7 protein-coding genes and 1 pseudogene are annotated in these 12,831 nt (G+C 47.5%); all 8 read right to left on the reverse strand.

Annotated elements, in window-relative coordinates; translation table 11 throughout:
- Positions 1-9: 9 nt before the first annotated feature.
- The gene (locus tag E5355_RS14065) at positions 10-1,050 is read right to left on the reverse strand and encodes an MBL fold metallo-hydrolase (protein WP_136010867.1); all 1,041 of its coding nucleotides are present in this window, start codon (positions 1,048-1,050) and stop codon (positions 10-12) included.
- A 27-nt stretch (positions 1,051-1,077) separates the two neighbouring features.
- Positions 1,078-3,273 (reverse strand): beta-N-acetylhexosaminidase family protein, encoded by a 2,196-nt coding sequence (locus tag E5355_RS14070; RefSeq protein ID WP_136010868.1) that lies wholly within the window; start codon positions 3,271-3,273, stop codon positions 1,078-1,080.
- A 148-nt stretch (positions 3,274-3,421) separates the two neighbouring features.
- Positions 3,422-5,161: a RagB/SusD family nutrient uptake outer membrane protein gene (locus E5355_RS14075; protein WP_136010869.1), complete on the reverse strand. Its 1,740-nt coding sequence runs from the start codon at positions 5,159-5,161 to the stop codon at positions 3,422-3,424.
- 11 nt (positions 5,162-5,172) lie between these two features.
- On the reverse strand, positions 5,173-8,454 hold the full coding sequence (locus tag E5355_RS14080) for a TonB-dependent receptor (RefSeq protein WP_168354342.1): 3,282 nt from the start codon (positions 8,452-8,454) through the stop codon (positions 5,173-5,175).
- A 285-nt stretch (positions 8,455-8,739) separates the two neighbouring features.
- Entirely contained in the window at positions 8,740-9,789 is a 1,050-nt protein-coding gene (locus tag E5355_RS14085) for a FecR family protein (RefSeq protein WP_136010871.1), read from the reverse strand.
- Between the two features lie 160 nt (positions 9,790-9,949).
- Positions 9,950-10,510, reverse strand: a complete 561-nt coding sequence (locus E5355_RS14090) for an RNA polymerase sigma factor (RefSeq protein WP_136010872.1) — start codon at positions 10,508-10,510, stop codon at positions 9,950-9,952.
- Between the two features lie 554 nt (positions 10,511-11,064).
- Positions 11,065-12,387, reverse strand: coding sequence for a sigma-54-dependent transcriptional regulator (locus tag E5355_RS14100; RefSeq protein ID WP_136010874.1), 1,323 nt, complete (start codon positions 12,385-12,387; stop codon positions 11,065-11,067).
- Positions 12,380-12,831 (reverse strand): annotated as a pseudogene (locus E5355_RS14105) (hybrid sensor histidine kinase/response regulator); the annotation flags it as partial. The gene E5355_RS14100 and the pseudogene E5355_RS14105, both read right to left, overlap by 8 nt.

Below are 12,831 nucleotides of genomic sequence, written 5' to 3' on the forward strand. Positions count from 1 at the left end.
GGTTGTGCATCAACGGCAGTGGAACCATTCGCCCCATCCCATGACTGTGTAGTCTTTGCTGATTTTCTCCATCTTCTCGAAAGTGAGCCAGAAAGCCTCGCGGTGGTCAATCGTGTGCCCCATTTCGTTTTCATGTCCGGTAACTACCAGTTTGGGATTGAAGCCGTTCACTAAGTCGTTCATCCGGTGAGTCCAGCAGTTCACAACCAGTGCGTCCGGTCGGGGAATGTGTTGTTTGATGTTGACAATCCATTCCATGTCCTCTTTGTTGTATTGGTCGCCCACATGGGCAATGGTCTTTTTCTCGGCAGTGGTAACTACGTAGATGTTATTCATCAGGTTGTCTTGGTTGCCGGGGAATATCTTTACGCAGATGTGTCTGTTGTCGCTTAGCTCTATTTTCTTGTCAATCATTTCATGGGAACGTTCATGCAAGATTTCCTTTTTGTCCGGCAATATGTTTGTCGGCGCTACCACCGGCTTGCCGGCCTTCAGGAACATGTCCACAACAACCGGGTCTACATGGTCGCCGTGGTTATGGGTGAGGAACAGAATGTCGCATCGGTCTACAATCTGTTGTACCAAGGCATCGGGTAGCAGAGTTTTTCCTTGGCACCATCCTCTGGCAAGGTCGAAGGCCAAGGTGACCGAGGCAGTGCGGGCTACGATTCCCTCATTGTATATCTTGTACACCTTCATTCCTTTCTTCACCGGACTGGAAAGGTCGGTTATGACTTTATCCATCCGTGAAGCGATGAAGTTGCCAAGGGGTTTTCCATTGTCATATTTGGTCTCATGAAGCATGGCGTCCAAGTTATAGAGAGCTAGTTTCCGGTTCATTGGGGCACCTGTCACCGGAGGATTCTCAGTCAAGGCCTGGTCTATCAGGTCAAACATCTTGAAAGCTTGTCTGTTCAGGTATTTCTCGGAATTCCCCCAAAAGGCGCTTCTTTCTATCCCATCCTTTTTTTGGGCATAGGTGCTTTGGGGTGTCAGTAAGAGGATACATAGTCCTCCTATAAATAAGTGAAGTATAAAATTCTTTTTCATGATGTAAATGGATTGTTGAAGATTGTTTTATGGTGCGACAGGCTCTGTGAGAACGAGGAACCGTCCGATTCCTATGGACATTTCTGTTTGCGACTTGTTGAGGCAGCGGATGTATCGGGTTTGTGGCTCGTGGATGCGGAGGGTATCCAGGCGGTCTTTTCCGGTTTGCCGTAGTGGAAACCATACTTTCCCGTCGATAGACCCTTGGAACTGGCGTCCTTTGGATTTGCTTTTACGCAAATCGTAGACCAGTGCGACCGGTTGCTTGCTCTCTTCGATACGGAAACCGAAGTATTCTCCGGGAGCTATTGTCACCAATGGGAAATGGGGCGTTAATCCTACCATATCGTCCTCGCAGAAACAAGACAGTTCGTCGAAAGCTTGCGAACCTGCCAGTACTTCCGCTTTCTCTTTCGGTTTTTCGTCGGTGAGCAGGGTGTTTTCCACATGTTGCACGATGTTGCGGATGAAAGGTAACAATACTTGGGAGCCGCTTCGGATGCCATCCTGCTCTCCACGGCGGTAAGGGCGGCTGAAAACAGCTGTCGTTTCCAGAGCTTCCCGGGTTTTACGGTAGGCTTCGCGGCAGTTTTCCGTATCTTTCTTTTGGGCAAGTTCCAGCATTTTCATGGCTTCCACACCGGCTTCTCCCACATTGGCCGTTTGCGTCAGCCAAGGGCCGATTTCTTTTATCAGCTGCTCGTTTGCAGAACTGCTTCTGATAGTTTCAGGAGCTTTTCTTATCTGAGCAAACATGTTTATGATTTCGGCGGCTTCTTTCTCCAGATATGTTCCGGCAGCTAAGGATTGCCAGAACCGGGTGAGTAACTTGTCGGAATTGAAAGACTCTTTTCTGAAGAACATCCATGTGTTGGGACCGATGTCTGCGTTATGTTCGCAGAAGAGCCGGAATGCATCGGGAGCTTCCGGAACAAGTGCCTCACATGCTTTGTACCAGGCTTCCTCCGGATTGAATCCATTCATGTTCCAAGTGAACTGGGATATGCTCCAAAGCGCTACTTTGCTTGCTTCTGCAAATTCCATCGGATTGGAGACGAAGGCGTGCATGTCTGTAGCCGTATTCTTCTCCAGACCATGCACCGGCCCCATCAGCAGATGAGCCAGGCAGTAGTCATTTACCGGGAAATTCCACCAGACGTAGCAGGGACGTCCGATTCGTCTGTTGACCCACTGGAGTCCTTCGCATGTGATGTCGCTCACGACCTTGTCACCGGTCCACATGATATGGATGAAAGGGTCGAGTAGTTTACCCAGAATATCCAGATAATCGGTTTTTGCCCAGTCCTTGTTGTATTCGGTCGGACATAGGATGAGCTGTTGGATGTCTCCTTTCTTGTCTACGAACTCCTTCTTGAGGTGGTTCATGAAGGCGGCTTGCTTGTATGCATCCGTTCCCTCTCCTTCGATGTCATCGAAGAAGACGGCAAATGCCCTTACTCCAAGGCCGTACATGCTCTCCAGCTTTTGTATGGCGGCCTGCCGGTCTGCGTCGTTCCAGCGGATATCCATTCCGGGATGTAGTGCCCAGACAAAGTCCACTTTATTTTTCCGGGCTTCTATTACCAGCCTGCGGATGTTGTCCGCTTGTTCTTCCGGATAGGGTATACGCCATGAGGGGGAGCGATGGTAGGGGTCGTCTTTGGGGCCGAATATGTAGGTATTCATTTTCATGCGGCCATAGAATCTCAGTTGTTCTACCCTGTTCTCAAAGGACCAGGGAGTACCGTAAAAGCCCTCCACCACTCCTCTGAAGGCTATGTCGGGATAGTCCCGTATCAGGCAGACCGGAAGTTTCTTTCCTTCCAGGATTAGTTGCCGAAAGGTTTGGACAGCATAGAAAAGGGAACGGTCGTCATAGATTCCGATATGGATGCCGTTACTGTTGATTGTCAGGGTATAAGCGCCCGAACGTTGCATTTCATCGGTTGCTTTATCCAGTTTTCCGATAGTGATTGCTTGTTGGGCTTGTTCTGCTATGGGTACGGATTGCTTCAACAAGTTCATTGCATCCGTGTCAGGTGTTTCCGTGCTCTCTATCCGGTATCCTTCTTCCGGTATCTTTATCCACTTGTCAGATACGTCCATTTCCTGGGGAGTCGGGTAGACATTCACCTCTTTGGGGGGATTTCCTTGGTCACATCCTCCGAGAATCAGCGCCATGGGGAAAACACACGATATACATAATCTTATGGTTCTATTCATATTCTGTTGATTAAAGGCGGTGGGAAAAGCATCTATATTACTGGCAGGAATCGTCTGCTTTCATATCGTTTCTTATAGAAGAAAGCAGGAACAGGCTTGGCTTTTTCATACAAGCCTGTTCTCCTGAAGATATATGTTTACGCCAAGGTTACCAATCCTCGTTCTGGGTCAGGTTAGGATTGCGTTCCATCTCTACAAACGGTATGGGCCAGATTTCGTGTCGTGGCTGGTATACGCGTTCGTACATCAAGTCACCAAGGATGTCGGTAGCATTCTTAACCGTAGATTCGAGCAGCCCCCAACGGCGGAGATCCCAGTAGCGTTGGCCTTCACCTGCCAGTTCGCGGGCTCGTTCGTCGCGGATGCGTTGGGTTGTTTCGTCTTTACTGCCAACGGCCATCCAAGCCGGACCGGAGTTCAGTTCCGGCATGCGGACACGGGCACGAATCTTGTTGACTTCGGCAATCGCCTTATCAGTTTCACCCAGTTCGTTGTAGGCTTCGGCAAGCATCAGGATGACGTCGCCCAAGCGAATCAACGGGAATTCGTAGGGAGTACGGTTGTATTCTCCCCAATAACCGTCCATGTTGCCTTCGGGAATCCATTTGCGCCAGAAGTATGAATTCCAGCCTTCCGAGTTGCGGATAAAGGACTGCGCTTCCATAGGTGCGCCGCCTTTGGTAGGATCTACGATAACGAATTGTTTATCTCTCGGATTAGAACCGGCATCGGTACCTAGGTAATGAGAGAATGGAGTAATCACGTTCCAGCACAAGCGCGGGTCGCGGTCATTATAGGCGGCGGTTACTTTTTCTACGTCGCAGTCCAGCGTACTGATGATTTCCGTACTGGCATCGTTGATGGCAACCGCCAGACATTTGTGGCGGAACTGTGAAGTTCCGTTGTTGAATCCGGGGAACACCTCGTCCCAGTCGAACTTCTGTCCGTTGGGTTTCTCATACAAATCGACCAATTTGGTAGAAGGCACGATGCAGTTGCTGGCAATGAGTCGCATAGTGGCTTTGTTGCCAAAATAGCCGACGATATTCAAGGCATAGCCTGCGACATTACCGTCAATGGATTGGATGGCGAAAATCATCTCTTTGCTTCGTGCGCCGTTATAGAGCCGGAATAGGTTTTCGTAGTTGGGGTGCAACTCGTAGCCGTAATCGTTGGTCTTGTTGTACACGATTTCTTCAAAATCGGAAACGGCTTTTGTCCATTCTTTGTTGAAGAGGTAGACTTTGCCACGAAGTGCATACGCCGCTCCCTTGGTGGCACGGCCGTAATCTCCGGTTTCCCAGCTGATTGGCAGCTTGGCGATGGCGTCAGTCAGGTCGTTGATGATATGTTTGCGGATGTCTTCGGCGGAACTCCGCGGACTGGTCACCGTGGCGAATTCTTCTTCGATAATGCAGGTTTCGTCATAATAGGGCACTCCTCCCCAACAGTTGAGCATGCGGAAGTAGGCCATGGCGCGAAGGAACTTGGCTTCACCGATTATCGGGTCGATCTTGGTTTGGTCGATATCCATGGTCGAAACATTACGGATTACGGTGTTTGAACGATGGACCAGTTCGTAAAGATACTGCCAATGATTTTGTACGGCTCCACTGGTAGAAGCGAAAGAGGTTCCTCGCGAAATGTCGGCAAAGGGATTGGTTCCGTCGGCCAAGTCGGTACACATGTCGAAGGCAAACTCCAACCCGAAACACCATGGTTGCATCATAGCCTGGTATAGGCCGACAGCCGCCTGCTTGGCGTGAAGTTCTGTTTTCCAGAAAGTTGTGTTTGACAACTGGTCGGGACGTGTATAGTCCAGACTTTCACAACTGCTTAACAAGAGGGCAAAGCCTAAAAAAGCGGATAGTATATGTTTAACTTTCATCGTATTTTGCTTTAGAATGAAACATTGAGACCTATGGAATATTGACGGACAGCAGGATAACCTACGGTTGCTGCGACTTCAGGATCCAATCCCGGGAAGCTGGTAATGGTAAACAGATTGTCGATGCTGGTGTAGATTTTCAGGTTTTTTACAAAGAACTTTTGTGAGATTTTCTCAGGAACTGTGTAACCCAACTGAATGTTTTTGCAACGGAGGTAGGCCGCATTGTGAATGAAAGCGTCGCTGGCCATATCGTTCTTGCTGTTTGCACTGTTACGCAATATCGGATATTTGGATTTATAAGGATTTTCCTTTGTCCAGGCGTTGTCCGTTATATCTTTGATGAGTGAGTTACCCATGACAGTGGTAAACCGGAAGGCTTGGTTGTTATAATAAACGTCGTAGTCGCCCACGCCTTGAAGAAGCATACTGAAGTCGAAATTGTTCCATTTCAGGCTGAAGTTGGCACCGTATGTCAGTCTCGGACTGTCACCGTGGCCTATCTCTACGCGGTCGTCAGCATCCAGGTTACCGTCATTGTTGGTGTCGGCAAACAAGAAGTCACCCAGTTCGGGACGTTGATAGGTAGCGAAATATTTCGGATTCTTCTTTACCAGGTTCTCTACATAATCCAAGTCTGCCTGGTCGCGAACAATGCGGTCTACTTTCAGCACGTAGTATTGGTTGATGGGTTTCCCTTCCTGAATCTTGTGGACTCCGCTGATGGAAGCGACATCGCCTTGGAATTTCGTCACTTTGTTGCTGACGAAGCCCATATTGAAACCTACGGAGTAGGTCACTTTGCTGATTTTGTCGCTCCAGTTGATGTCAAAGTCAAAACCACGGTTGTTTACTTCACCGGCATTCTGGTTGGGAACGGAAGAGGTGCCATGCTCCAAAGGTACGGGAAGTGAAATCAAGATGCCCTTGGTGTCTCTGTTGAACCATTCGAATGAACCGGTCAGTCGGTTGTTCAAGAAACCATAGTCGATGCCGACATTCGTTACATATGTACTTTCCCAAGTCAGTTGGGAATTGGAGAGGGTTGTCTGCGAGAACCCTCCGGTGATGGTGTTGCCCAGTACATAGTTGGTGGTGGCATACAGAGCTTGGTACATATAGTTGTTGGATGCTGCGTTATTACCCAATGAACCGTAGGATGCGCGAAGCTTCAGGGAGTTGAGCCAGTTCTGATAAGGCTCCATGAACTTCTCTTGGGAGATGCGCCAACCGGCCGATACCGAGGGGAAATATCCCCACCGTTTGTTGGGTGCAAAGCGTGAAGAACCGTCGGCGCGCAGGTTGGCTTCCAACATATACTTGTCGTCCCACACTAGGTTGATGCGGCCGAAATAGGAACGCATGGCCCATTCGTTATAGTTGCCGGTGATGCGTCCCAGTGTGGAAGCTGCATCCAGGGCAGTCAATGATTCGTCGACGAGATCGTATTTCAGGTAATAATCATTGTCGTATTTGTTGTACTCTTGGCTGGCACCGGCCATTACCGAAGCATCGAGCTTGTCAATCTTGAATTCATAGCGGGCCGTCACGTCCGACGAACGGAAATCGTTACGGTAATTATATCTTCTGATATACGTCCGGACATCTCCTGCACGGAGCAGAATGGGACCGTCTTTTGTAAAGCGGAACAAGTCACGGTCGGTCAGATGGTGTTCCATACGGCGGTCCCAAGCATTGTAAGTATAAGAGGCGTCAATCGTCAATCCTTTGACAGGGGTGATACGTCCATACATCTTTGCTACGGTGCGGCGGGTGATGGTAGGGAATTCTTCTTTATAGAACCACATCCGACGATATGGATTTGCATTGCTGATATTTTCCTCTTCCGGGTTCTGAATGCCTCCATATAGGCCGGTTTCGGGGTCATACAACGTCATGCCCGGTACGGTATTGAATGCTCCGTAACCCCAGATTACGTCTCCGCCGGATGCAGCTGTGCTTGCCGAAGGATTGTTATAGTCCACATATCCGTATGCATTGGTACCTACGGTCAGCCAAGGCTTGATGTTGACATCTACATTGGCGCGCATCTGGTAGCGCTTGTAATTTGTATGATATATCATACCTGGATTGTTGACGTATCCGAAAGAGAGATTGTAACGGGCTGTTTTTGAACCGCCATTCGCCGTAATGTTGTGGGTTTGGACAACAGAAACTTTACGGTATATATGGTCTTGCCAGTCGGTATTGGGATATATGGTAGGGTTCTTGCCTGCGTCGTTGCGCCATTCGTCTATCTTGCCTTGCGAGAAGCGGGCAGCTTGTCCGTTGGCTATCAGACCGGCATTCTGAATTTCCATGAAATCGGCATAGTTTGTCACGAGGTTCAGGCGTTTGGCCACTTTTTCAAACGACACATTGCCGCTATATGTAATTCTTGAAGAGCCTTCCGTACCTTTTTTGGTAGTGATTAAGATGACCCCATTGGCGGCACGCGAACCGTATATGGACGATGATGCGGCATCTTTCAGAATGGAGATGGACTCGATGTCTTGTGGATTGATGTCGCTGATGCTGCCTCCGGTCATACCGTCGATGACAACAAGCGGATCGGAATTGTTCAACGTACCTTGACCGCGGATTCGGATAGTGGGACTTTCCCAGCCGGGTGTGCTTCCTCCCGTGTTGGTGACGGACAAACCGGCGGCCAGACCGGCCAATGCATTGGTTGCGTTGTTCATGGGACGATTCTCCAAAGCATCAGACTTTACAGAAGAGACTGCTCCTGTCATGTTGACTTTCTTTTGGGTTCCATAACCCACGACGACTACCTCGTCCAGCAACTCGTTGTCTTCATTTAAGACGATTGACATATTTTCCTGAGCCTCCACTTCCTGACTCTTGTAGCCAATATAGGCAAACTGTATGATAGAGCCTTTGGCTATGTTGGGCAGCTCAAAGTTACCCTCGATGTCGGTAATGGTTCCTCTTGTTGTGCCTTTGACGATGACGTTTACACCTGCAAGCGGCGTGCCCGTATGATCTTTCACATTACCCCGGACAGTGAGGGTGGTTTGTGCGGTGGCAGGTGCCGACGGTTGGTGCTCATTTTTCGTTTTTATGATGATCTGTCTTCCTTTTATTGTGTAGGAGAGTCCGTTTGCGGAGAAAACTTCTTTTATGATTTCGTCCACAGGTTTGGCCGAGAAGTTTACGCTGACTTTCTTTTCAAGGTTGACGGCCTCTTCATATATAAAGATATAGCTGCTGTGCTTTTCAATATATGAAAATACTTCCTTCAGAGTCTTGTCTTGTAATAGAATCGTCAGCATCTCTTTGTCTGCATGGGAGGAGGCTAGAGCAGTTGTGTTCAGGGTGGAAAACTGTACTGAAAAAAGCAATAAACATGCTAATTTTATGTAATAATTCCTATTCCGATTAGTTGCAATATTTTTTTTCATACTTTTGTAGTCAAATTCTTAGAACTATATTAAGGATTATCTTTTGAAGGGTCCGGATTGAAGCGCCAACTGTCATCCGACCCTTTTTGGCTTATTGTTTTCATATTTTCATAGGCAATCTGTTTTTATTCGTTAATACTTGGGAATCTATCTCTTTTAATAAAATCGGTACTTGTTGTCTCCGGTCTTCTCCATCTGCAGGGAGGCGGAAACCTTTATGATGTCAAGCACACTTTCAATGGAATCGCAAAGGTTGAGTTTTCCTGATAGTCTTCGGGAAGCTGCATCTTTATCGTATTGGATGGAGACATCATAATATCGCGCTACCTTGTCCAATACTTCCGCTACCTTTTCCTTCTCCAGCAGCATGATATTATCTTTCCAGCAGGTGTATTTTAAGGTGTTCACTTGCTCCTTTTTCCGCAGGATTCCGTTTTCCAGACAAGCCATTTGCGAGGGCTCCAGCAGCATTTTTGTCTTTTTGTCCGGGTTGATCTCTACCTGTCCTTCTACCAATACCACCGAGATATTGTCTTGTTCATAAGCATTTATGTTGAAAGATGTGCCTAACACCCTGACATCTATGCCTTTGGTCTTTACGATGAAAGGCTTTTTGGCGTTGTGTGCCACTTCCAGGTAGGCTTCTCCTTCTATAGCTATCATCCGCTTGTCGGTAGCGAAAACCGTTGGGTATATGATACGGCTGGCAGAGTTCACATAAATCTTCGTACCGTCTGACAAGACGAGATGGGTGCGTTTTCCTTTCGGTACGATAACCTGATTGAATTTCTGCTCTTCGGTTTCTGCGGATTCGGGCGCTTGGGGCGATTCATTGTTTACGGTGACACAGCCGGATTCATCGTAATTGATGTTGGAGTTGTTCTCCAATTCTATTTGCCGGTTGTCGGAAAACACCAGCTGTACTTGATTGCCGACCGGAACCGGGGACACTAGTTCGGTAAAGAACTGGGATTCCTTGTAATCGGTGTTTTTGTTTATGGAAGTGATACAAATGATGGCTATGGAGGCTGCGACCGAACATCCTGCAAGCAAATATCGGAAAATGGCTTTTACTTTTCTCTTTTTTGGGGAGAAAGAGAGGGGAAGGGTTTGCCGGATGTTGTCCCATGAATCTTTTATTTCCTTGTCTGAGAAATCCTTCATTTCACTTTCAAATTGTGTTTTGCGTATGTTGTTCTTGACCATTTGTATATTGCTTTTGTAGATATTACAGTTTACAATGGTTTTCGGTACTCATGTTTTTCTGTTTTTTTCAATAAAAGATGTTTTTGTTGGTACAACCTCCGGAAAAGACTGTCTGTGGTTGTTGATTTGTGGTAAATAGGAGAAGCGTAGGCGGATGTTTTTATTTCCGGACATCCTCCGTAGGGAGGAGCATTTCTCTTAATTTGCTAATTGACCTGAAGAGTAGATTTTTACTGGATTGGTAGTTGATGTTCAATAACTCGGCTATTTCCTCATGGCTTAGCTCTCTTATATAATATAGGTATAGAATTTCCTGTTGTTTGGAAGACAGTGTTTTCAAGGCATGGCAGATGAATCTGTTTCTTGGTGAGGAATCTTCTTCGTCTATGATTTGTTCTGCTTTGATGCTAAGTACACTGTCGGTATAATCGGTCTGGATGTCGTGGCGTGCCTGTTCCGACCTTAATTTGTTGTACAAGGTGTGGCGGAAAGCTTTCAATAAATAAGCATGTATGGAAATAGGTTGTGATAGGTTGGCATAGTTGGAAATCAGTTTCAAAAAAAAATCTTGCAGGCAGTTTTTTACGATGTCCGCATCTTGGGTATATAATTTTCCATAATTATATAATATAGGGTAGTACTTTCGATACAAGGCTTCAAAAGCATTACGATCTCCTTTCAGACAGAGTTCCCATATTATCCTATCTCCTTGGTGATACATTTTGATTTAAGGTGGATAATCGTTTCTAAATAATTGAAAGATATGTTCTGCACATCTCTTTCAATTATTAACTATTAATGAACTATTATAAAACGTTACAAATGTAATCAATATTAATTGATAATATCAAAAATAGAGCCTTTTATTTTACAGAGGTTTTGGGTTCTGCATGGTATCAAGAATCTGCAACGGCAATATGCCCCATACGGCACGCGAGTGGAGATTCTTAAGGACGAAAAGGAGTTTATAGTGAAACTTCCCTTTGTGGGCGGAGATGTGAACCGCTTCAACACAATATATTTTTCTTCCCGAAGAAGAATCTGGAAACGTGTAGTTTGTCCATAGTCCAAGACATTACGAATTGTCTTTATCGCTGAATTTGAATAGTTTGCAAAGATTTATTTCTTGATGGGTAACGATTTAGAAACAAGCGAAGTTCTGTATTTTACCTCGTTTTGCATTAAATCAAAAGAACACTTTTTCTAAATGCAAATATAATACTATTTTTTGAAAAAACATACTTTTGTGGGTAACTAAATTCAGCGAATTATGGGCTATGGTTGCTGAAATTTATACTTCAATCCATATTCTTCCAGTTTGTTGTACAGCGTCGTACGTCCTATCCCGAGCAGTTCGGCGGCAACCTTGCGGTTCCCGTTCGCCTGCTTCAACGCGCGTAAGACACGCTCCTTGTCTTCCGCATCGCTGCGCAGGACGAAGCTGACGGGTGAGGTCGCCCTCGTCACGGCAAGTTCCAGATGCTCTTTCGTGACAAGACCCGTCTGTGCCTGCAACACCGCACCCATGATTTTCTGACGAAGTTCGCGGACATTGCCCGGCCACGCATGGGTCAGCAATGTCTTGCGGGCTTCACCGTCAAAGCCGATGACATCGCATTCCAGTTCCCGGTTCGCAATTTCACGGAAGAACTCAGCCAAAGGCATGATGTCCTCCTGACAGTCGCGCAACGGCGGAACGGTTATCTCGAAGTCGTGCAGGCGGTATAATAAATCCTGCCGGAAACGCTTTTCATTGACCGCCTTTTCCAGATTCTCGTTGGTGGCGGCGATGATGCGGACATTGAAACTCTTATCCGTTCTGTCACCTATCGGGCGGTATCTCCGTTCCTGTATGGCACGCAGAAGCATTTGCTGGGTTTCCGGTGCGAGATTGCCCACCTCGTCCAAGAACAGCGTACCGCCTTCCGCTTCATGGAAATAACCTTTCTTGGCACTGTCCGCACCCGTGAACGCCCCTCTGACGTGTCCGAAGAAAGCCGACGGCGCAAGCTCTTTGGTGAGCGAACCGCAGTCCACAGCCACAAACGGCTTTCCTGCCCGCTTGCCCTTGTCGTGCAGCAGGTGGGCGATATGCTCCTTGCCCGTGCCGTTCTCCCCGAATATCAGCACGCTCATGTCGGTGGGGGCTACCAGCCTTATCCGCTTCATGATGGCTCGGAACGCCGAGCCGTCACGCGAGAACAGGGGTATACGGCTCCGTCCGGTGTGCCGTTCTTTCAATATGTTCCGTAGCAGAGGGACGAGTTTGTCTTCCACAAGCTGTTTGGGGATGTAGTCCAGCGAGCCGAGTTTCATGCTTTCAACAGCCGTATGCACTTCGGCATAGTCGGTCATGATGATGAACGGTTGCATCATGCCCTCCTTGCGCATCCAGCGCAACAAGTCGATGCCATCGCCTTCAGGCAAACGTAAGTCTGAAACTATGATGTCGTTTTCTGTCGCTTGTAGCAGAAGCTTCTTTGCTGTCGAGAGGTGGAATGCTTGCACGGTGCGGAATCCATCACGTGCCAGCAGGTTGCAGACAAACTCGCAATACACGATGTTGTCATCCACCACGATGATTTTTGTCTTATCCATTGTCGTATTTTCTCCTTTCTTCTTTTGCCAGCCGGATGATTTCCGAACCCTTATCCAGTACAGCTTTTACAGCATTGCCAATTGTTTTATCGTCAGGTGTGCCATCGCAATGAAGCAATTTGTATAGTTCCCTTAACGGCTGGTCGGCACGGAGTATCTCCCATGAACTGCGCAGGTGGTGTGTAAGTGCGTCCAGTTCCTGAAGGTCTTTGCGTTGTTTCGCCTCCCGTACCGCCTGCATTTCTTTCTCGGTTTCCGTAATCAGTTTCTCCAGCATGACGGATTCATTGCCGTAGGATAGCAGGGAGGTGAAATCCGGCTTTTCATTCCGGTTGCCTTTCATGGCGCATTTGTCTGAAACCTCCATCAGTTCCGATATGGAGAACGGTTTGAGCAGGCAACCGGAGAAACCACGTTCCATAAGTTCCTCCTTGCTGCAACTGC

This window comes from Bacteroides muris (ex Afrizal et al. 2022), assembly GCF_004793475.1.
In the GTDB taxonomy this organism is placed as follows: Bacteria; Bacteroidota; Bacteroidia; order Bacteroidales; family Bacteroidaceae; genus Bacteroides; species Bacteroides muris.

Coding starts and splice junctions, on each gene's coding strand:
- E5355_RS14065 (WP_136010867.1), bottom strand. CDS start 1,050: ATGAAAAAGAATTTTATACTTCACTTATTTATAGGAGGACTATGTATC.
- E5355_RS14070 (WP_136010868.1), bottom strand. CDS start 3,273: ATGAATAGAACCATAAGATTATGTATATCGTGTGTTTTCCCCATGGCG.
- E5355_RS14075 (WP_136010869.1), bottom strand. CDS start 5,161: ATGAAAGTTAAACATATACTATCCGCTTTTTTAGGCTTTGCCCTCTTG.
- E5355_RS14080 (WP_168354342.1), bottom strand. CDS start 8,454: ATGCTGACGATTCTATTACAAGACAAGACTCTGAAGGAAGTATTTTCA.
- E5355_RS14085 (WP_136010871.1), bottom strand. CDS start 9,789: ATGGTCAAGAACAACATACGCAAAACACAATTTGAAAGTGAAATGAAG.
- E5355_RS14090 (WP_136010872.1), bottom strand. CDS start 10,510: ATGTATCACCAAGGAGATAGGATAATATGGGAACTCTGTCTGAAAGGA.
- E5355_RS14100 (WP_136010874.1), bottom strand. CDS start 12,387: ATGGATAAGACAAAAATCATCGTGGTGGATGACAACATCGTGTATTGC.